At 57.3% G+C, this 20771-nt stretch carries 21 protein-coding genes; 12 read left to right on the plus strand and 9 right to left on the minus strand.

All coding sequences use genetic code 11. The features are described from left to right. Window positions 1–52: 52 nt before the first annotated feature. The 3 genes from BKP64_RS11345 to BKP64_RS11355 are packed head-to-tail and all read left to right on the plus strand — an operon-like array spanning window position 53 to window position 3509. Window positions 53–1069, plus strand: a complete 1017-nt coding sequence (locus tag BKP64_RS11345) for a GGDEF domain-containing protein (protein ID WP_070969976.1) — start codon at window positions 53–55, stop codon at window positions 1067–1069. Continuing rightward, the gene (locus BKP64_RS11350; protein ID WP_070969984.1) at window positions 1066–2064 is read left to right on the plus strand and encodes a GGDEF domain-containing protein; all 999 of its coding nucleotides are present in this window, start codon (window positions 1066–1068) and stop codon (window positions 2062–2064) included. Before BKP64_RS11345 ends, BKP64_RS11350 begins: the two co-directional genes overlap by 4 nt. After that, window positions 2061–3509 (plus strand): phosphatase PAP2 family protein, encoded by a 1449-nt coding sequence (locus tag BKP64_RS11355; protein WP_070969987.1) that lies wholly within the window; start codon window positions 2061–2063, stop codon window positions 3507–3509. Before BKP64_RS11350 ends, BKP64_RS11355 begins: the two co-directional genes overlap by 4 nt. On the opposite strand, the gene BKP64_RS11360 is transcribed toward BKP64_RS11355, so the two are convergent. After that, a complete protein-coding gene (locus BKP64_RS11360) occupies window positions 3506–4099 on the minus strand; it encodes an LON peptidase substrate-binding domain-containing protein (RefSeq protein ID WP_257785938.1) in 594 nt (197 codons plus the stop codon). The two genes, BKP64_RS11355 and BKP64_RS11360, sit on opposite strands and share 4 nt — an antisense overlap. A gap of 37 nt (window positions 4100–4136) precedes the next feature. Further along, complete coding sequence (locus BKP64_RS11365; RefSeq protein WP_070969992.1) at window positions 4137–5393, minus strand: HDOD domain-containing protein; 1257 nt, start codon at window positions 5391–5393, stop codon at window positions 4137–4139. A gap of 175 nt (window positions 5394–5568) precedes the next feature. On the opposite strand from BKP64_RS11365, the gene ilvD reads away from it, so the two are divergent. Beyond that, complete coding sequence (gene ilvD / locus BKP64_RS11370) at window positions 5569–7404, plus strand: dihydroxy-acid dehydratase (RefSeq protein ID WP_070969996.1); 1836 nt, start codon at window positions 5569–5571, stop codon at window positions 7402–7404. A 70-nt stretch (window positions 7405–7474) separates the two neighbouring features. Here ilvD and BKP64_RS11375 read toward each other — a convergent pair whose 3' ends face one another. Together BKP64_RS11375 and BKP64_RS11380 are read right to left on the minus strand one after the other, a co-directional pair. Continuing rightward, window positions 7475–7894: a peptidoglycan-binding domain-containing protein gene (locus BKP64_RS11375; RefSeq protein ID WP_070973655.1), complete on the minus strand. Its 420-nt coding sequence runs from the start codon at window positions 7892–7894 to the stop codon at window positions 7475–7477. 123 nt (window positions 7895–8017) lie between these two features. Further along, the gene (locus tag BKP64_RS11380) at window positions 8018–9118 is read right to left on the minus strand and encodes an AI-2E family transporter (RefSeq protein WP_070969999.1); all 1101 of its coding nucleotides are present in this window, start codon (window positions 9116–9118) and stop codon (window positions 8018–8020) included. A gap of 143 nt (window positions 9119–9261) precedes the next feature. Between BKP64_RS11380 and BKP64_RS11385 the strand changes: the two genes are divergently transcribed. The 3 genes from BKP64_RS11385 to BKP64_RS11390 all read left to right on the plus strand — a co-directional run bounded on the left by BKP64_RS11385 (window position 9262) and on the right by BKP64_RS11390 (window position 10987). Further along, a complete protein-coding gene (locus tag BKP64_RS11385) occupies window positions 9262–9612 on the plus strand; it encodes a hypothetical protein (RefSeq protein WP_070970002.1) in 351 nt (116 codons plus the stop codon). Between the two features lie 74 nt (window positions 9613–9686). Then, window positions 9687–9941, plus strand: coding sequence for a hypothetical protein (locus BKP64_RS19110; RefSeq protein ID WP_227515375.1), 255 nt, complete (start codon window positions 9687–9689; stop codon window positions 9939–9941). Window positions 9942–10087: 146 nt separating this feature from the next. Beyond that, a complete protein-coding gene (locus BKP64_RS11390) occupies window positions 10088–10987 on the plus strand; it encodes a haloalkane dehalogenase (protein WP_070970005.1) in 900 nt (299 codons plus the stop codon). A 22-nt stretch (window positions 10988–11009) separates the two neighbouring features. Here BKP64_RS11390 and BKP64_RS11395 read toward each other — a convergent pair whose 3' ends face one another. Continuing rightward, window positions 11010–11798: an acyl-CoA thioesterase gene (locus tag BKP64_RS11395; RefSeq protein ID WP_070970008.1), complete on the minus strand. Its 789-nt coding sequence runs from the start codon at window positions 11796–11798 to the stop codon at window positions 11010–11012. 195 nt (window positions 11799–11993) lie between these two features. Here BKP64_RS11395 and BKP64_RS11400 point away from each other — a divergent pair, with 195 nt between their 5' ends. After that, complete coding sequence (locus BKP64_RS11400; RefSeq protein WP_070970011.1) at window positions 11994–13505, plus strand: DEAD/DEAH box helicase; 1512 nt, start codon at window positions 11994–11996, stop codon at window positions 13503–13505. Here BKP64_RS11400 and BKP64_RS11405 read toward each other — a convergent pair. From BKP64_RS11405 to BKP64_RS11420, 4 genes are all read right to left on the minus strand, one after another. Further along, window positions 13502–14011 carry a dihydrofolate reductase gene (locus tag BKP64_RS11405; protein WP_070970013.1) on the minus strand — a complete coding sequence of 170 codons (510 nt, stop codon included), beginning with the start codon at window positions 14009–14011 and terminating at the stop codon, window positions 13502–13504. The genes BKP64_RS11400 and BKP64_RS11405 overlap by 4 nt on opposite strands. A 165-nt stretch (window positions 14012–14176) precedes the next feature. Beyond that, window positions 14177–15016, minus strand: coding sequence for a thymidylate synthase (locus tag BKP64_RS11410; RefSeq protein ID WP_070970016.1), 840 nt, complete (start codon window positions 15014–15016; stop codon window positions 14177–14179). After that, window positions 15013–15801, minus strand: a complete 789-nt coding sequence (lgt, locus tag BKP64_RS11415; protein ID WP_070970019.1) for a prolipoprotein diacylglyceryl transferase — start codon at window positions 15799–15801, stop codon at window positions 15013–15015. Before lgt ends, BKP64_RS11410 begins: the two co-directional genes overlap by 4 nt. Window positions 15802–15811: 10 nt before the next feature. Then, window positions 15812–16609 (minus strand): sulfite exporter TauE/SafE family protein, encoded by a 798-nt coding sequence (locus BKP64_RS11420; protein ID WP_070973656.1) that lies wholly within the window; start codon window positions 16607–16609, stop codon window positions 15812–15814. 88 nt (window positions 16610–16697) lie between these two features. Here BKP64_RS11420 and BKP64_RS11425 point away from each other — a divergent pair, with 88 nt between their 5' ends. The 4 genes from BKP64_RS11425 to dxs all read left to right on the plus strand — a co-directional run bounded on the left by BKP64_RS11425 (window position 16698) and on the right by dxs (window position 20746). Beyond that, on the plus strand, window positions 16698–17471 hold the full coding sequence (locus BKP64_RS11425; RefSeq protein ID WP_070970022.1) for an NRDE family protein: 774 nt from the start codon (window positions 16698–16700) through the stop codon (window positions 17469–17471). A gap of 55 nt (window positions 17472–17526) precedes the next feature. After that, window positions 17527–17781 carry an exodeoxyribonuclease VII small subunit gene (locus BKP64_RS11430; RefSeq protein WP_070970025.1) on the plus strand — a complete coding sequence of 85 codons (255 nt, stop codon included), beginning with the start codon at window positions 17527–17529 and terminating at the stop codon, window positions 17779–17781. Beyond that, the gene (locus tag BKP64_RS11435) at window positions 17781–18677 is read left to right on the plus strand and encodes a polyprenyl synthetase family protein (protein WP_070970028.1); all 897 of its coding nucleotides are present in this window, start codon (window positions 17781–17783) and stop codon (window positions 18675–18677) included. Before BKP64_RS11430 ends, BKP64_RS11435 begins: the two co-directional genes overlap by 1 nt. Before the next feature lie 131 nt (window positions 18678–18808). Continuing rightward, on the plus strand, window positions 18809–20746 hold the full coding sequence (gene dxs, locus BKP64_RS11440; RefSeq protein ID WP_070970032.1) for a 1-deoxy-D-xylulose-5-phosphate synthase: 1938 nt from the start codon (window positions 18809–18811) through the stop codon (window positions 20744–20746). The last annotated feature ends 25 nt before the right edge of the window (window positions 20747–20771 follow it).

The following is a 20771-nucleotide window of genomic DNA, read 5'->3' on the forward strand; positions in this document are numbered from 1 at the left end:
TATACCGCTGCGGTATGCCAATTCAGGGAGTATCAGAAGAAGGACGGACACCATGGCCCAGCTGGCCGAAAAATTTCTGTTAAGCCGACTGTCGCGGGCAGGGTTCGTGGCTCTGCTCGCCATGGCCGTGCTCTGCACCGTGCTTGGTGCGCCGCTGACCGCCGCCGCTGCAGCCGCGGCAGCAGGTGTCGTAATCTGTGGGCGAGCCTTCCACTCCAGCCGTCGGAAAACCCCATGGCCCCGAATCCAGCAGTTGTTTTTTATTGCACTCCTGCTGATCCTGCTGACCAGCTTCTGGACAGGCCCCTGGACCCTGAGCCACTGGCTTTACGCAGTGCCACTTGTTGCATTCGCACTGATTCCCCGTAGTATCGCGACCTTTGCCACAGCCGTGATCGTCGTCCTGTCAGTGATCGCAGCACAATGGGCCACCGGTCTTGCCGATCGCCATCAGATGATCAGTGCGTTCCTTCTCACTACGCTGTTGTCTACCCTGCTGATCTTCCTGCGAGAATATAAGGCCCGCCAGCTTGCCCCCCTGAGGCGCACTGATGAGCTTACCCAGGCAGCCAGCCGCGAGTATTTGTCAGCGGATCTCCACAAGGAAATTCAGCGTAGCGAGCGGGAGGGAACCGACATGTCCATCATCATGATCGGGCTGGACACGCACCTGAGTGATAACGACCCGGACGAAGACATTCGCTCTATCCTGCCCCGTATTGGCCGCTACCTTCACTCGCAAATTCGGGATTTTGATACCTACTACCGGGTTGCCGATCTGCAGTTTTTGGTTATTCTGCCAGGCATTGCGACAAGCGATGCCATTACGCGCGCAGAAATTATCCGCACCGGCCTGTGCACCCTGCTGGAATCCCATGGAATGAAACTGACCGTCAGTTCCGGCATCGCTGGCCTGAACATTGGCGATGACGCCGACAGTCTCCAGCAAAGTGCCGCCAACGCTCTGCGGCGCGCGCAACAGCAGGGCGGTAATCGCACCCAGGCATACAGCGCCTGGGCACAGGCCTCATCCCACAGACAGGCTCCGGCAGAAGGGTCCGCATCATGACCGAAACTCGGCTGAGAACCTGGACCCACACCATAAGTTATGGCCTTGCCACGCTGTTTATCGTCACTCTTGCGATGCAAAACCTGCGCTATGGTTTCTACGAACTGTTTTATCTTGCCATCGGCATGGCGGCATTGACACTCGCAGGAGCCGCCTACACCTTCATTTGCCGTCGGCATCAGTTGTCCGCGCCAGGACATCTCATTATTCTGTCCGGCCTGAACAGCGGTTTACTTGCTGCGATAATCACTCTCGACAGCCCCGGCATCAGCCACTGGGCCATGCCACTGCTGGTTCTCAATTTTCTGATCCTTCCCCTCAGGCAAGGCGTGACTCTCTCACTGTTACTCCTGGTTCCTGCGTCAGTCCTGCTGTTTATCCGGGAACCAGCCGTCGATGCTCTGACCATTATTGCCGGCCTGTTTCTTCTGCTGACTGCGGCGTCTCTCTACATCTGGCATTACGACCACATGGCCCAATCAGCTGAAGACCTGGCAATCACAGACCCGCTCACCGGTGCCCACAACGCCCGGTTCCTCGATGAAACACTGCAGAAGGAAATAAGCAGGGCTATTGCCACAGGCCACGCTCTATCCGTCATCAATCTGAGCATTGACTACGCCGCCGAAGTGGAAGATCTGCATGGCAAGGCGGGCATCCAGAACCTTTTCCAACATATGACCGAGCATCTTTTCGGTGTCATTCGTGCCGGTGATACGCTGTACACCCTGAACAATTCCGAATTCTTTCTCATTCTGCCCTTTACACCCGAAGAAGGTGTCAGGGTAATTGCCGAGCGCATTCGCCGCACCATCGCAGAACACGAGTGGCCGGATGTCGGAAAAGCCACCGTCAGCCTGGGCTGCACCACCCGCGGCCACGGTGACACCCGCACTGACGGGCTGCGCAAGCGGGCGCGTCAGGCCATGGAGGAAGCCCGAAGACGCGGCGCGGATTCAACATGGTTCAGCCCGGGAGAGAGCATTACAACATGAGCACGGGCTGGCTTGGCGACCTTTCAGCCTGGCTCAGCGTTCATCCAGGCTGGCTGGCTGTTGCACTTTTCAGCACAGCTTTCGTTGAATCCCTGGCCATTGCCGGCATTATCGTGCCCGGAGTTGCCATACTGTTCGCAGTTGCCGCCCTCGCTGGCAAAACAGGCATGCCACTGACGGCCGTATTAATCTGGGCCGGGTTGGGCGCCATCGCAGGGGATACCATCAGTTTTGCTCTCGGCCGAATGCTTCAGGGCAGACTGGGGACCGTATGGCCCCTGAGTCGTTATCCGGCGCTGATCATCAAAGGAGAAAACTTTTTCCGGCGCCACGGCGGAAAAAGCGTTGTTATTGGCCGCTTCGTGGGCCCTATTCGCCCGGTCATTCCGCTGATAGCCGGCGCTCTCTGGATGCCCTGGCAACGCTTCCTCGCTTTCAATATCGTGTCTGCCGCAGGTTGGGCACCGGTCTATATCCTGCCTGGTTTTCTGGTGGGCAGTGCCCTGGCCGGAGAGATTCAGCCACCAGCGCATTTTTTTGCGGTCGTGGGGATCAGCCTTGCGGTGCTTTCGATGGTGTATCTGTTGCTGTTTCGGTTCCAGCTTGGCCTTGGCGAGAGCAGCCGGGTGTATTCATGGCTGGAACGCAGCATGGCAAAGTATGATGCCACCCACCGCTTCTGGCGCCTTTACACGAACAGCCGCCCTGCCAGGGAAGGGGAGTTTCCTCTGGCTTCGTTCATGCTGGCAATGGGAGCTTTCGGTCTACTGTTGCTATGGGGACAGCTGGCGGTGCATACGCAGGTTCTGGAACCTTTCAACCTTTTGACACTGGACTGGTTCGAGCAGTTGAGACAACCGCTACTGGATGGCCCTGCCATTGCCGCCACACTGCTGGGAGATCCTCCCATCCTTCTCGCAGCCGCCACACTGAGCTGTCTGGCGCTCATCTTCCGGGGCTATTACGCCGCCGCAGCTCATATTCTGGCAGCCGCCTTGTTGACCGTGGTTCTGGTCTGGCTACTGAAGTACACCCTGAGCATTCCCCGCCCCGACGAGGTAATGAGCCCCCCCTCTTCCGGCTCGTTTCCCAGCGGGCACAGTGCCGGCATTACGGTCTTCGTCACCCTTCTCGCCAGTTTCGTGGCAGGTGAGACCCGTTACCGAAAACGCTGGCAGACCTACGTACTGTTGTCGTTGCCTTTGTTGCCCGTCGCCATCAGCCGGTTGTACCTGGGCGTCCACTGGTTCACGGACATTATCGGGGGAGTACTGCTGGGACTGGCTATTACAGGGAGCGTCCGGGCGAGCTACAGTCGTTTTGACAGAGTGCCTCTGGGAACAGACGTATCCCTGATACTGGCGGGCATCTTGTGGTTCGCGTTTACAATCGGCTACCTGTTTTTATCCTGGCCGGACGCGCTGGCCGCATATCGCTCGGTCTAGCCGTCCTCCAAAGCTTCCAGTAACTCCTGCAGCCGGCTTAACCTCTCCAGAGGATCCTGCAGTTCAACAAGCCGTTGCTTTTCCTGCTTATCCAGGGGGAGGAGCTCAGCAAGACGCCAACCAACCTGCCTGGCATCTTCATAATCCACATTCATATCGAGATCACGGATAACCGGGTGCCGGAAAAGCGCCCGCAACACCGACGGCAATTCGATGAAACGCTCCGGCACCTCACGACTGGCCTCATCCATCAGGACTTCCAGATCACCAAGATTGAGACCATCTTCCTGTTGCCAGCTGTGAATGACGGACACCTTGGCAGCTCCCTCAACCGTGATCCCCAGCAAACCGTTTTCGAGCTGTTGGAAGTCAATAATGCGGACATACGTACCGATGTTGTAGAAAGCATTGGCAGGGCCTGTCTCGCTACCATCCCGCAAAAGGACCACGACAAATCCGCGGTCTTCCTTGAAACACTGTTTAAGCATGTCAATGTAGCGCGGCTCAAACAACTGCAAGGGAATCCTTCCATTGGGAAGGACAATGGAATTCAGGGGGAAGAGTGGTACATTCGTCTCAGGAACTGTCACCGGAAAGCAGACTCCAAAATTAGTACGGTAAAAATAGTCATCGGATCGACAACAGCTGCTGGACTTCATCAACCCGGGCGCGGGCCTCCGTGAGAAGCTGCAGGCTACGGGATGCGTTCAGTTCCATTTCTCCCAGCCGGCGGTAAGCGGGTACCTGATCAAAGGACGGTAAATCGGCATTCTGGCTGGATCCAATCATCGAATGCAGTTGGGCGACGATCACCACATCTGCCAGTTGCGGTTCGGATTCGCGACACTCGTGATGCCAGTTCTCTGCGTGACGCACGGCTTCCACGAATGCCGGCGGGAACGACCAGCTCTCCAATACCGCAGTGCCAACATCCGCGCGCAGTTCGCGAATGGCATGCTGGAGATTGGACTCGTCGGTAAACAGCCTGGTGTGATGCTCGGCCTGAACCAGCACCGGCACGACACCGATATCGTGAAGCAGCCCCGCGAGCAAGGCCTCTTCCGGATTCAGCTTCGTAGCATGATCGGCCAGAACCCAGGAAAGGGCTGCCACTTCGCGGGAATGGCGCCAGAGTTTCTCCATTTCTTTCTGCAGAGACGCTTGCCGGGTCTTGAACACCTCCCTCATGGAAAACACCGTCACCAGTTGCCGCGTTGTTCTCATCCCCAAACGAACAACCGCTTCCCGAACATTGCGGACATCACTGAACCCGCGATAAAGCGGACTATTGCACGCCCGCACGAGCTTGGCCGCCATAGAGGGGTCCGCGGACACTGCGCTGGCAACCTGATCGGCTGTTGAGTCTTCACGATCGACTGCACGTCGCACCTTCCATGCCACATCCGGAACACTTGGCAGCTTGATCTGGTTAGAGCGGAGCTCGGAGTAAAACTCCATCAACAGGTGGTGCTCTTCGCTCTCGCCTCCCCCCAGATCCTCACCGGCATCCATCTCGACCTGGGCAACCGGCGCTGACCGCAGCATCTGGTTGAGAATGTCTTGCGCGACAACGAGAAACTCGCAAGGTTTTACGGCCGTCACTTCGTACATCCGGGGCTGAAGCCGTGCAATCGGGTGAAACGCCTTGTCACTTTCTGCCTCAATTATGGACTTACGACCGTCAATCGCTTCAAGCTCGACCTGGCCACTCACCAGAAAAAATTCGAGCCCGTCCCGAACGCCACGCTCAAGCACCCGTTGCCCCGGGCCAAGAGCTCGACGCTCCGCCCGGCTGGCAAGAAGCACCAGTTGATCATCACTAAGCCGGTTCAGCGGCTGGAATTCTTTGAGACGACGAAGCGACAGGCTGTCCTGGCCGGCCATTGGCAAGCTCCTACTTTGACTAAAACGAGCGAACGGTTTTTTTCAATTCTGTTAAACATTGTAACTACCGACAGCCAAAACAACCATGCGATAGGAGTCTAATCTGGTATCCTCTTCTTTTAGTCAATGCCATCAGGTATCAATCATCAGGTAATAACAGAGAGACCATCACACCATGCCTCAGTATCGATCGCGGACATCCACCGCAGGCCGTAACATGGCCGGCGCCCGCGCCCTCTGGCGCGCCACCGGCATGAAGACCGAGGATTTCGGCAAACCCATCATCGCTGTCGCCAACTCCTTCACCCAGTTTGTTCCCGGTCATGTCCACCTCAAGGATCTGGGCCAGCTGGTCTGTCGCGAAATCGAAGCTGCCGGTGGTGTCGCCAAGGAGTTCAATACGATCGCCGTGGACGACGGCATCGCAATGGGTCACGACGGCATGTTGTACTCACTCCCTTCCCGCGAAATAATCGCAGACTCTGTGGAGTACATGGTCAACGCTCACTGCGCCGACGCGCTGGTGTGCATCTCAAACTGCGACAAAATCACACCTGGCATGCTGATGGCAGCCATGCGCCTGAACATTCCGACGATCTTCGTTTCCGGCGGTCCGATGGAAGCGGGTAAAACCAAGTTATCCGAGCATAAACTCGATCTGGTCGACGCCATGGTCATCGCCGCAGATCCCGATGCCGATGACGAGAAGGTTGCGGAATACGAACGTAGCGCCTGCCCCACCTGCGGATCCTGCTCTGGCATGTTCACCGCTAACTCCATGAACTGCCTGACAGAAGCCATCGGCCTCGCGCTGCCAGGCAACGGATCATTGCTGGCCACCCACGCCGATCGCGAACAGTTGTTCCTGAAGGCCGGTCGTCAGATTGTGGAGAATGCACGCCGCTATTACGAGCAGGATGATGCCAGCGTACTGCCTCTGAGCATCGCCTCAATGGCTGCATTTGAAAACGCCATGGTGATGGACATTGCAATGGGCGGGTCCACCAACACCATTCTTCACCTGCTCGCTGCCGCCCAGGAAGGTGGCGTGCCCTTTACCCTGAACGAGATTGACCAGCTATCCCGGAGCGTGCCGCAGCTCTGCAAGGTTGCTCCCAACTCACCGAAATATCACATGGAAGATGTGCACCGCGCCGGCGGAATCATGGGTATTCTTGGTGAACTGGAGCGCGGCGGCCTGATAAACACCGACTTGCCGACGGTCCACAGCAAAACCATGAAGGAAGCGCTGGAAACCTGGGATATCATGCGTTCACCGTCCTCCGAAGTGGTGGAGTTGTATAAAGCCGGGCCTGCGGGCATTCCAACCCAGACAGCCTTCAGCCAGAGCACTCGCTGGCCAACACTGGACGGGGATCGCGAGACCGGATGCATCCGGTCAGTCGAAAACGCCTATTCTTCTGAAGGTGGTCTGGCAGTTCTCTACGGCAATATTGCTATGGACGGCTGCGTGGTGAAGACCGCCGGGGTGGATGAGAGCATTTATGTCTTTGAAGGCAAAGCTCGGGTATTCGAGAGCCAGGATTCCGCAGTCGCCGGCATTCTGGGTGACGAGGTCAAGTCTGGCGAAGTGGTCATCATCCGTTACGAAGGCCCCCGTGGCGGGCCAGGCATGCAGGAAATGCTCTACCCGACCAGTTACCTGAAATCCAAAGGTCTTGGAAAGGACTGCGCCCTGCTGACCGATGGCCGCTTTTCCGGCGGTACCTCGGGGCTCTCTATAGGTCACGCATCACCTGAGGCTGCAGCGGGTGGAGCCATCGGCCTGATCGAGAACGGCGATTTGATCCGTATCGACATTCCCAACCGGACCATCAATGTGCAACTGGATCAACATGAGCTTGATCGTCGCCGGGAAGCCCGTGACGCCCTGGGCTGGAAGCCGGAGCTTCCCCGGGACCGGAAGGTCTCTGCAGCGCTCAAGGCCTACGCCCTGCTTGCCACCAGTGCAGACAAAGGTGCTGTAAGGGACCTGTCCAAGCTCGACTGAGAGCAAGGCAAGCCCCCCATCAAAAAGCCCGCTCAGGTATCCTGGCGGGCTTTTTCATTGCTGACCGGCCTTACCAGAGCGACCAGCCACCGTCATCGTCTTCTTCAATGACTTCTTCCTCGGCTGCTGCTTCCGGCTCGGCGGAGGTAGCAGGCTCAGCTGTTGAGGGGGCAGCTGAACTTGTGGTGGTCTGGGCGGGGGCCGACGATGCGGCAGCCACCTGGACTGAAATCATACCCAACGCTTTCTTGGTCTCTTCATTAAGAATCCCGGTAGCCTGCAGACCGTTATCCTTCTGGAACTTCGTCAGGGCCGAACGGGTGACATCGTCCATTTGGGAACTGACATTTGTGATGTTGTAACCTGCCCCGTATAACGCATTCTTGAGTGCAACGGTTTCATCGGCAAAAGCTGCGGGCGCAAGCCCGAGCATAAAGGCAGTGCCGGCTGCCAGCGCCAGACGGCCCAGAGGGTTGGTCACTTTTCTCATGGTACTCACCTGCATTACTCCTGATATCTCTCCGATACCTGTTTCTTTTTTGTTATGTGGTGCCTATCTCCACCAGCTGGGGCAAACACTGAAAAGCGTATCACACTTTAGTCGGACGTCGCCTTAACCTCGATCACGGTCCGCCTCGTCGGAGCCGGCATCCCGATGCACAGCCAAATGGGCTTCGTGGCCGAACTCGCGGATAAATATGCCCCAGAACGACATGAAAAGGGCAGCCACAAGCGGGCCCATGACGAAACCATTCACACCGAACATAACAATGCCCCCCAACGTGGACAGCAACACGATGTAGTCGGGCAGTTTCGTGTCCCTGCCTACAAGCAACGGACGCAACAGGTTGTCTGCAAGCCCAATGACCACAATGCCAAAAACAGTCAGTACGGCTGCCTCAATGACATCCCCTATGGCCGCCAGATAAACCGCGGCAGGCACCCACACCAGGGCGGCTCCCACTGCCGGCAACAGCGAGACGATCGCCATCACCACGCCCCAAAGCAAGGCTCCGTTGATTCCAAGGATCCAGAAAATAATGCCGCCCAGCGCTCCCTGAATAATGGCAATCAGCAAGTTGCCCTTTACCGTTGCCCGAGTAACCTCGGCGAACTTCGCGAACAGCAGGCGCTCCCTTTCATCGCCCAGGGGCAAGGCACGTATAATAAGCTCCACCAGTTTGTTGCCATCCCGCAAAAGGAAAAAGGCAAGGTAGACCATCAGTGCCAATCCAAGGAAAAACTGGAAGGTATTCTGGCCAAAACCAAGAGCCTGCTTCGCCAGGAACTGACTGCCGCCCACAAAAATACTGACGGTACGATCCCGGAGTTCAGCAAAGCTCACGTCAAACTGCGCCAGGAAATGCTGTATTGCGGGGAACGACTTATTGACCTGATCTATGTATTCCCCCGGGCGGATTTCGCCGCTTTGAATCTGCTGATACAGCGCCACACCCTCCGCGACGAGCGAGGTCACCAGAACAAGCACTGGAATCACCACGATAACCATACAGATCACGAGCGTAATCAACGCGTTAATGTTCGGCCGCTCGCCCAGCTTCCGAATCAGCAACTGCTGCACCGGGTGAAAGATCAACGCAATGGCCACTGCCCAGAATATTGGCCCGAAGAACGGTTTCATCAGAAACACGAAGGCCAGGGAAACTCCCACCAGCATCGCGAGGAAGGTCCGTGTTTCAAGTTTTGCGTACATAATCCTTGTTACCCCGAGCAAATTAAGGCGGATAACGATGGGCCGCCATACCCCTTATCAGCGCTAGCCTATCACGGTGGCATGGCGAGTGTAGTCCGCTTCAGGTTATAGTGGACGGTTATTGATCAGCCACTAAACAGGTCATGTTGTTGGAACTGGAAACCTTCACCACAGAAACCGCTCTGGAAGCGGCTATTGAGTTACGCAGGGTGCTGGCAGCCCGCACCCATCGCCGCAAGGTTATGGGGCAGGACGTTCTGGTCCCCGGCCAGCTGGGCGAAGCCCTGCACTTGCCCAAAATCATCAACCGACTCCAGAGCAAACAACAGAGGCAGCGAGATCAGGGATTGGATGATTTTCAGGAGTTGTGGCCCACCCTTTCCCCAAGAACCCGCGAAAAAGTGCTCAATGCCATTGGCTGGTACAATCCAAAAGAGCTTGACTGGGAAGACAAGCGCTCCAACAGACGCCCGCTGGTCGATCCGGACAACTGATCCGTATAGACAACTGGGCAGACTTTGAACTGTCACACTCTGTCCTTATGTTTGAGACTATCAGGAGGGTATTCATGAGTATGACCGAACAACAGCATTACACTGCCGAATTAGCCGCAAACAGTGCAGTACCAACTCTGCTTTGTGGCCATTGCCGCTCAACTCTGTCTCGCGCCAGAATCTTTCATAATAAGGGAGACAGCCAGCAGTTGACTGACTGCAAAACGATCGCTCTCTGTTCTGCCGATGACTGCGGTGCCGTCAATTGTTGCGACAATGCCATGGCCCACATTGACAACCCTGAAAAGCTACTTGGGCTCGCCTCCTGATTCAAAGCGGCAACGCTCTGTTACGCAACTCAAACACACAAAATTTCCATCTGATTTATCCTGACCTACGACGATTGTTTAAGGGAATCACGGGAAACAGCCGGTTCCGACAATCACGCAACCAATCAGTCAGGACAGTCGATGGCATGCGTATTCTGAGAACCGATGAAGCCCGCTTCGCAGGACTTCCGGACTACCCCTTTGCTCCGCACTATCTGAACGTAGCGCCGAATCTTAGGATGCATTACGTCGATGAAGGTCCCGGAAATGCCTCACCCGTGTTAATGCTTCACGGGGAACCTTCCTGGTCGTATCTTTACCGGCGTATGATCCCGCTGGTCGCGGATTCAGGGCACCGGGTACTGGCACCGGATCTCATTGGTTTCGGAAAATCAGATAAACCGGCCTCAGTGGAGGATTACAGCTACGACCGGCATATGGCGTGGCTGACAAGCTGGCTGGAAGCTCTGAACCTCGAAAACATCACGCTGGTGTGCCAGAACTGGGGATCACTGCTGGGCTTAAGGCTGGCTGCAGCTCATCCTCAGCGATTCAGTCGAATTATAGTCGGTAATGGCATGCTACCGACCGGGGAAAACAGGGTCCCGGCCGTTTTCACCCTTTGGAAGGCCTTTGCCACTCACAGCCCCTGGTTTCCCGTAGGGCGGATCGTCCAACTGGGTACCGAACGTACGCTTTCCAAATGTGAGCTTGCCGCATACGAGGCACCGTTTCCGTCGCCAGAATACAAGGCCGGGGCCCGGGCATTTCCCAAGCTGGTTCCGGTATCAGGGACTGACCCGTCCAGCGAAGCTAACAAAGCGGCGTGGCGAGTGCTGGAAACGTGGAAAAAGCCATTCATCACCTGTTTCAGCAACGGCGACCCGATTACACGTGGCGGGGACCGGTACATGCAGCGGCGGATTCCGGGAGCCCATGGCCAGCCTCATATCACATTGCGCGGCGGCCATTTTTTGCAGGAGGACTCTCCCGAGGACTTCGCCCGCATTATCAACGATGCCCTGAAGGGAGAAAGGGCCGCCTGAGCCACCCTTTCTGTCGGGCAGTTCAGCCAAACACTGTAACGGTTTGCCGGCTCAGAGCCACCAACTCGCCGCTCGGCGTCCAGATGCTTGCCTGGAAGTGACAGTACCCCTCGCCAGCCTGATCAATGGTTGCCTTGTAGAGCAGCCAGTCCCCCGGCTTAATGGCCGGTCTCGGGTGCAGGATATCCAGAGCCCAGGACAGTGAACTTGCCGGCACCCTTGCTTCCAGGTGCGGCAAAACCGGGGCAGGCCATGCATCGACCAATGCAACGAGATGGGCACCAGAGATCGCTTCCGGCGGCTCCCGAAACCGCATCCAGCCACCCATTTCTCTCCCACCTTTACCAGTGAAGGGCATATGACCAAAGGCCCATCGCATCTCGATATGCTGGGTAAATTCCGGAGTTACCCCTTCAATATAGGGCAGGCCCTGGCACTGTTCAGCCGGTATCGCTTCCGGTGCCGGGAGGCCCTCAACCCGCACCGCCGAATCCCGATCACCACCGAAGCTCGCCATACACACCAGACGCGGCTCGCCTTTCTGGACGATACGACCCTGAACCTGGCTGACAGCCCGGCCTTCCCTAAGCAGGTCGGCATGGAATGTTGCCGGCACCCCGGGTTCTACCGGCCCCACAAAAGACACTTGCATCGAGCGCATGGCGCGACCGGGTGCAACCAGATGCTCCATGCGATCGAATAGGAGTGCAGAAATCAGACCACCGAAAGTGGCACGCCCCTGCGCCCAGCTCGCGGGCATAACAAGCTCTTCACCGGCACGACCGGCCGACAATAATTGATCAAAGGTCATCCGGATATCCTGTTAGCAACCTATCAAGAAAAAGAGACTGCCGCAGAAACACGCGCAAAGCAACAGGGGGCGCACCGGCAACTACCTACCAGTCTCGCGGGATTGGGCGTATTAAAGCGTCGTTAAAGCGGCTATAATGTAGGCACACGATGCATTGCCCGGCAATGCTTTACCTCCCGAATTCCGAGTAAATCAATGTCTGAATTGTCCTTTGCCGAACTGGGTCTGGATCCAGCCGTACTTGAAGCCGTGACCGCCGTTGGCTACGAAAAACCATCACCTATCCAGGCTCAGGCCATCCCGGCACTGCTGGCTGGCAACCACCTTCTGGGCGTTGCCCAGACTGGCACCGGTAAGACTGCCGCCTTCGCGCTGCCTCTGCTGAGCCGGATTGATGCCTCTGTCAGCGAACCCCAGATTCTGGTGCTGGCACCCACACGTGAGCTGGCCATTCAAGTGGCTGAAGCTTTTACCACCTATGCCAGCAAGTTCCGCCATTTCCATGTACTGCCAATTTACGGCGGCCAGGATTTCTACCCGCAGATCAAGGGCCTGAGACGCGGTGCCCAGGTAATCGTCGGTACACCCGGACGAATGCTCGACCATCTGCGCAAAGGCACACTGAAACTCGACAGCCTCAAAGCACTGGTGCTGGACGAGGCGGACGAAATGCTCCGCATGGGCTTTATTGACGATGTTGAAGCCATTCTGGCCAAAACGCCGGAAAACTGTCAGCGCGCCCTGTTCTCAGCCACCATGCCGCCGCAGATCAAGAAGGTCGCCCAAACCTATCTGCGTAACGCGACTGAAGTGAAAATCGAGAGCGAGACTCGCACTGTTGAGCGAATTTCACAGTTCGTGTTGCCCGTTTATGCCGAGCGCAAACTGGACGCCCTGACCCGTATCCTGGAAGTTGAGCCGATTGATGCCGCCATTATCTTCGTGCGCACCAAAGCCGAAACTACCATGCTGGCCGAAAAGCTGTCGGCTCGCGGCCATGCCGTTGCGCCCCTGAGTGGCGACCTTAACCAGCGCCAGCGCGAACAGACCGTTGAAGATCTGAAGCGTGGCAAGAAAGATATTATTGTTGCCACCGATGTTGCTGCGCGCGGTCTGGACGTGTCCCGTATCACGCACGTCATCAACTATGACGTTCCCTACGACACCGAGGCGTACATCCACCGGGTTGGCCGCACCGGCCGCGCTGGTCGTGAAGGCAAGGCGATCCTGCTGGTAACACCCCGCGAGCGCAGCTGGCTGAGAACTCTCGAGCGAGCCACGAACTCGCCCATGGAAGCCTACGAGTTGCCGTCCCCTGTCGAACTCAAAAAAATGCGGGAACAGCAGTTCGAAACCCAGCTTCTGGGTTTTGCGGAAGACCGTAAGCTGGCCAAGGCCATGTCGTTGCTGGATGAAATTGCCGAGCGGAACGAGATGGATATGGCAATGGTAGCCGGTGCCCTCGCTTGCTGGATGGAAGCGGCCCAGCCAGGCTCCCTGCCTTTGGAACAGCCTGAGGCACTGCCCACGGTATCTTCCACACCGCCCCGCCGTGACCGTAAAGGTGGTGGCGGTCGGCCCGGAGAGAACCGCAAAGGCCCGAAAGGTGGCTTCAAGAAAGGTGGCCCGAAGGGCCGCAGCGGCCCCGGAAAGCCTCCCGGCAAGGGTGGCAAGCCCGCCGGTAAGCGACCGCCTCGTCAGGCTTAAGCCCGACGCTGGTAGACGACGAAGCTGTAGTCGTAAGGATTGTTGTCGGACGCGGAGAAATCCTCCCGTCCGATTTCTTCCCAAACATCCCAGTTCACTTCCGGAAAGAACGCATCCCCTTCGACTTCCGCGTGTACCTGGGTGACATACATCCGGTCCACCATCGGCAACGCCTCGGCATAAACCTGGCCACCGCCGATGATCATCACTTCATCGCCCCCCTCCAGCTCTGCCTGCGCCTCGGCCTTGATCAACGCTTCCTGTAACGACGTTGCTGCAACTGTGCCAGCCGGCGCATCCCAGTCCGGATTCCGGGAAATCACGACATTCATCCGGCCCGGCAATGGCCTGCCAATGGAGTCCCAGGTCTTGCGCCCCATGATGATGGGCTTACCCATGGTGGCCTGCTTGAAGTAACGCAGGTCGCCTGGAAGGTACCAGGGGAGGTTGTTGTTACGGCCAATGACCCGGTTGCGGGACATGGCGACGATGAGGGCTTTCCTCATTTCGGATCCTCTTGTTACGGAGTGGGCAAAGGGTGGGTAGGCGTTTTCAAAACCCGCTCAAGCACATCCATGTGGCGCTTGAGCTCCGCCATCCATGGCTCCGCACAGTTTTGAAAACGCCTACCCACCCCTCGCAACCAGGCTGATGAGACAGCCTATTCAAAACTAGATGGCAATCGGCGCCTTGATGCCCGGATAAGGGTCATAGCCCTCGAACTCGAAATCTTCCAGCTCATACTCAAAGATCGATGCCGGCTTGCGCTTGATGACCAATGTCGGCAACGCACGCGGTTCGCGTTTGAGCTGTTCGAAGACAATTTCGTCGGTCAGGTGGTTCTGATACAGATGGCAGTCACCAAAGGTATGCACGAACTCACCGACGTCGAGATCGCACTGCTGGGCGATCATGTGCGTCAGCAGAGCGTAAGAAGCAATGTTGAACGGAACCCCGAGGAACAGGTCGGCACTGCGCTGGTAAAGCTGGCAGGAGAGCTTGCCGTCCGCGACATAGAACTGGAACAGGCAGTGACAGGGGGCCAGCGCCATGCGACCCTCACGAACGTTGTCCTGGGGGCCGACTGACTCGTCCGGAAGTTCCGCCGGATTCCATGCGGAGACAATAAGCCTGCGGGAATTGGGCTTGGTGCGGATCTGCTCAATCACCTCGCTGATCTGGTCAATTACGCGACCATCCGGGCACTGCCAGCTACGCCACTGCTTACCGTAAATTGGCCCCAGATCACCGTCATCCAGAGCCCACTCGTTCCAGATCGAGACCTTGCGCTCTTTCAGCCAATTGTTGTCGGTTGAGCCCTGGAGAAACCAGAGCAGCTCATAAATGATGCTGCGCAGGTGCACTTTCTTGGTGGTGACCAGGGGGAAGCCGTCCTGCAGATTGAAGCGGACCTGGCGCCCGAACACTGATCGGGTACCAACGCCGGTCCGGTCACCCTTATCGAATCCGTTATCGACAACATCCTGCATCAGATCGAGATAGGCTTTCATTCCGCGTTTCTCCGGTAAGCAATGAACATCAGGGCGGCACCGGCCACAATCATTGGCGTCGACAGCACTTGCCCCATGGTGAGCCAGTCAAATGCCAGGTAGCCGAGTTGCGGATCCGGCTCGCGCACGAACTCCACCATAAATCGGAATATGCCGTAAAAGATCAGGAACATTCCGGATACGGCCATCCTCGGCCTGGGCTTGGCCGAGAACCACCACAGGATAACGAACAGCGCGACGCCCTCAAGGGCAAACTGATACAGCTGGGAGGGGTGCCGGGCCAGGGCATCCGGGGCAGTCGGAAAAACCATGCCCCACGACACATCCGTCGGCTTACCCCAGAGTTCACCGTTGATGAAGTTACCAATGCGCCCCGCGCCGAGCCCAACCGGGACCAGGGGCGCCACGAAGTCGGCGATTTTCCAGAAACCGGCGCCGACTTTGCGGCCATACCACCACATCGCCAGCATGACGCCAAGCAAGCCACCATGGAAGGACATGCCGCCTTCCCAGACACGGAAAAGCCAAAGCGGATCCGCGAGAAATGTACCGAAATTATAGAAAACCACATAGCCGAACCGGCCGCCAAGAATGACGCCGAGCGCCAGATAAAACAGCAGATCCCCCATCTGCTCCTCGTTGATCGGGGACCAAGGCTTGCGCGTACGCAGCCGGCCCAGCCACCAACCGGCAAGAAAACCAACCAGGTAGGTCAACCCGTACCAGTGGATCTTGAGGGGGCCGATGGCGATAGCCACCGGATCTATCTGGGGATGCTGTAGCATCGACAACCTCTCAGCTCAGAAGAAAACGGAGTCCCAGTACAATCAGGACCAAGGCAAATATTCGTTTTAACACAATGGCATCCAACCGGTGGGCAAGAGCGGCGCCCACCCTCGCGAAGAGCATGCTGGTCAGGATAATCCCCAGCAGCGCCGGCAGGTAGACAAAACCAAGACTGTAGTCAGGAAGATTCGGATGGCCCCAGCCTGTCCAGATGTTGCCCAAAGCACCGGCAACTGCAATTGGGAGGCCACAGGCAGCTGATGTACCCACCGTCTCTTGCATGCGTACATTGCACCAACTCAGGTACGGCACTGTCAGGGTACCACCGCCAATCCCGAAAATAGCGGAAGCCCACCCAATGAAGCCGCCAGATGCGGCCAAACCGGCGTTACCAGGGACATCCCGCCCTGGTTTCGGATTACCTCCCAGGAGCATTTTAATCGCGACCAGAATAACAAAAATCCCGATAATCAATTCCAGGGTGGGGCCGCTCAGCATCGAAGCAGACCATGCTCCCAGTACTGCCCCGATAACAATACCGACCGTCATGGGCCGGAAGATATCCCAACGCACGGCCTTATGTGAATGATGGGACCGGATGGAACTCATGGATGTAAAAACAATGGTGGCCAGGGAGGTGCCTACGGCCAGGTGAGCAGCAATTTCAAAGCTGATGCCCTGCAGACCAAAACTGAAAATAAGCACGGGAACGATAACGAGCCCGCCGCCAATACCGAAAAGACCCGCCAGAGTGCCAGCCAGAGCTCCCAGCGTAAGGTAGGAGGCAAAAACGTATACCAGGGTCATAGCCTTGTTCCGCACCCGAAAATCAAGGCTGGTATGATACACACCGGAACCGCCAACTTCATCCAATCCGGGAGACTCACTCCAAACCATGTGCCTGATCGCCTTCACCCTTGGCCAGAGCTCACACTTCCCGCTCGTGGTTGCCGCCAACCGGGACGAATTTTTTCGCCGGCCCACTGCTCCTATGCACTGGTGGCAAACAGACTCGGGATTCGACATTCTCGCCGGCCGTGATCTGCAATCCGGTGGCACCTGGCTTGCGGTTTCTCCGGAAGGGGCCGTCAGCGCGGTCACCAATGTCCGGGAGGGTGCGCCAGAAACCGGCCGAAGAAGTCGTGGCGAGCTGCCGCTAAAGGCTCTTCAGGAGCCAATACCGGCACTGGCAGCCGGCCTCTCGAAGGACGCCGGTGAATACTCGGGCTTTAACCTCTTAAACCTGGCCGGAACGGCGGGCTGGTACTACAGCAACCGCGATGCGCACCCGGGCCGGCATATCCATCGCGGGCTCTACGGCCTCAGCAACCATCTGTTACAGACACCCTGGCCGAAACTGCTACGCCTCCGGCAAGCTATGGGAACGGTCGTGGCAACCGCCAGCGAAGACTCGGAGGCACTGCATACAGAGCTGATCTCATTGTTACAGGACACCACGCCCGCTCCGGACCATCTTCTGCCGGATACCGGGATCGGCCGGGAAACCGAGCGTTTCCTTTCATCACCCTTTATTGTCGGAGAGGATTACGGCACACGCGCAACAACCGTTGTCAGTGTTTCCCGACAGGGCGAGATACGGGTAACCGAGCAAAGCTGGGGACCCTGGTCCGAGAGAGGTGAATGCTGTCATTTCCTCTGGCAGCGATAGACGTCAAGCTCTGATATAATCCGCGAAATTCTGCCACCCGATCGGAGGATCCCCGATGGCCAGTGAACAAGGCGCCACATCCATCGCCGATTTCGAGAAATCCCTTGATGAACTGGAAAAACTGGTTCGGGATCTGGAACAGGGCGAGCTCTCCCTGGAACAGTCGCTGTCTGCCTTCGAGCGGGGTGTCAAACTGACACGTGAATGCCAACAGGCCCTGAAAAGTGCCGAGCAGCGGGTTGAACAGCTGGTTCAAACCGGTGATGGCTCGCTCGAAACCCGACCGTTTTCCCCGGACGATGCTGACTGATGAGTGATCAGAACAAACTGGCACTGGATTTCCTGGAAATCTGCCGCATTCGTGTGGATACCGAACTGGATCGCGTCATTGAGCGCAGTTCTGCGTCCGTAAGGCTTCAGGAAGCCATGCGTTACAGCGTGCTTGGCGGTGGCAAGAGAATCCGCCCCGCACTGTGCCTTGCAGCAGCAAAAGCCATGGGCCAGACCGGAGAAGCCGCTCTCGCTCCCGCCTGCGCTGTGGAGCTGATTCATGCCTACTCCCTGATCCATGATGACCTGCCCGCCATGGATGATGACGAACTGCGCCGGGGCAGGCCGACCACGCATATTGCCTACGATGAGGCCACCGCCATTCTCGCGGGCGACGCACTTCAGGCACTGGCCTTTGGATGGCTGGCGGAAACCGGGCAGCTCAGTGAGTCAGCGCGCCTCTCTATGGTTCAGGAATTGGCGAGGGCCAGCGGCCATGGTGGAATGGTGGGGGGCCAGGCAATTGACCTGGAATCTGTGGGGAAAAACCTCTCACTGGCGCAGCTCGAGGCGATGCATCGACACAAAACCGGCGCGCTTATTGAAGCAAGCGTCCGACTGGGGGCATTGACGGCTCCTTTTGTCAGTGAGGAAGCGCTGAATTCATTGAGCAGCTATGCCAAAGCACTTGGGCTTGCCTTTCAGGTGCAGGATGATCTACTGGACATTGAGGGCGACACAGAAGTCATCGGTAAACCCCAGGGATCCGATGCCGCCCGGGCCAAACCCACCTACCCCGCCCTGCTCGGCGTAAACGGCGCACGGGAACACTTGTCAGCACTGCTGACCAGCGCCCTCGAAAGTCTCAGAAACTTCGGATCAGAAGCCGACTCACTTCGGGCGATGGCGGATTACGTAGTGGCACGAACTCATTGAACCCCGACACCTCAAGGGCGCACACTGGCTTTACAATCTCGCAATAACTGGCCCGATAGGTGTGAAACAGGCACCCCTGTTCCCCTATAATGCCAGTCAATTGCTGAATATTCCGGAAAAGACCCGAGCAAATGCAGGACACTTATATTTTCAAGGAAATCCCGTCACAGCGGCCCAACACTCCGCTGCTGGACCGGATGGATTATCCGGCCCGGCTTCGCGAACTGCCGGCGGAACAGCTTACCCAGCTGGCGAGGGAGCTCAGGGCGTTTTTGCTGTGGTCCGTTGGCCAGACGGGCGGCCATTTTGGCGCCGGTCTTGGTGTACTGGAACTGACTGTTGCACTGCATTACGTGTTCAACACTCCGGAGGACCGCCTGGTCTGGGATGTCGGGCACCAGGCTTATCCTCACAAGATACTTACCGGTCGACGCGAAGAAATGGGCAGCATTCGCCGCAAGGGCGGCCTTGCCGGTTTCCCGAAGCGGGCTGAAAGCGAGTACGACACCTTCGGCGTCGGCCACTCCAGCACCTCCATCAGCGCCGCGCTGGGTATGGCCATTGCTGCTCGCCTGCAGAGTACAGGACGCAAGAGCATCGCCGTGATTGGCGATGGTGCCATGACCGCCGGCATGGCCTTCGAAGCACTGAATCATGCCGGTCACCTGCATGCGGACATGCTGGTCATCCTTAATGACAACGACATGTCGATTTCACGCAATGTCGGCGGCCTCTCGAACTACTTTGCCAAGCTGCTGTCCAGCCGCACCTATAACCAGGTCCGTGACGGCAGCAAAAAAGTGCTACAGGGCGCACCGCACCTGATGGCACTGGCCAAGAAAACCGAAGAGCATTTCAAGGGCATGATTGCGCCCGGCACTCTGTTCGAAGAGCTGGGATTTAATTACATCGGACCTATTGATGGCCATGACTTACCCCTGCTGGTAGAAACCCTGGAGAATATCCGGGAACTGGAAGGCCCACAATTCCTGCATGTCGTTACCACCAAAGGCAAAGGCTTTGCCCCGGCCGAGGCGGATCCGATTGGCTATCACGCGATCAACAAGATTGAACCGGTTCCCCCCAGCAAACCTGAACCCGTTAAACCGAGGCCAGCGAAGCCAAAATACGCCAATATCTTCGGCCAGTGGCTGTGTGATGCAGCGGAGCAGGACGACCGGGTGGTCGGAATTACTCCCGCAATGTGTGAAGGTTCGGACCTGCTGAGGTTTGCAGAACGATTCCCGGATCGCTACTTTGACGTCGCCATTGCCGAACAGCACTCTGTCACCCTGGCCGCCGGCATGGCTTGCGACGGGGCCAAGCCCGTAGTCGCTATTTATTCTACCTTCCTGCAGCGGGGCTATGACCAGCTGATTCACGATGTCGCCATCCAGAACCTCGACGTGCTGTTTGCCATTGACCGCGCCGGCCTGGTCGGCGAGGACGGACCAACCCACGCCGGGGCGTTTGACATCAGCTTCCTGCGCTGCATTCCGAACATGGTCATCATGACCCCTTCTGATGAGAACGAAACTCGCCAGATGCTGCATACCGGAATGCTGTTCAACGGCCCGGCAGCCGTTCGTTACCCCCGAGGGACCGGCCCGGGCGCAGAAATACAGCAGCAACTGGCCGCTTTGCCGATAGGCAAGGGTCGACGGATTCGCGAAGGCAGCAACATTGCCATCCTGAACTTCGGCACTCTGCTGGCACCGGCGGTGGAGGCGGCAGAAGCCCTGGGAGCAACCGTTGCCGACATGCGTTTCGTTAAACCGCTGGATGAAGAATTGGTGCTGGCTCTCGCGGAACAGCACGAGTTGCTGGTAACTCTGGAAGAAAATGCCATCGCAGGGGGTGCGGGTAGCGCGGTTACGGAATGCCTGAATCGCCAGGAAGTTTCAATGCCGGTATTGCAGCTCGGATTGCCGGACACCTTCATTGATCATGGTAAACACGGAGAATTACTGAGTGACTGCGGACTGGACTCCATCGGCATCCAGTCCGCCATTGAAGAACGTATGGAACGCCTCCGGCACCAAAGACTGAGTCTGAAGGCCGTCAAGTAGCCTGCTCCGGTAACAAAAAAGCCCG

This window comes from Marinobacter salinus (assembly GCF_001854125.1).
Taxonomy (GTDB): Bacteria; Pseudomonadota; Gammaproteobacteria; order Pseudomonadales; family Oleiphilaceae; genus Marinobacter; species Marinobacter salinus.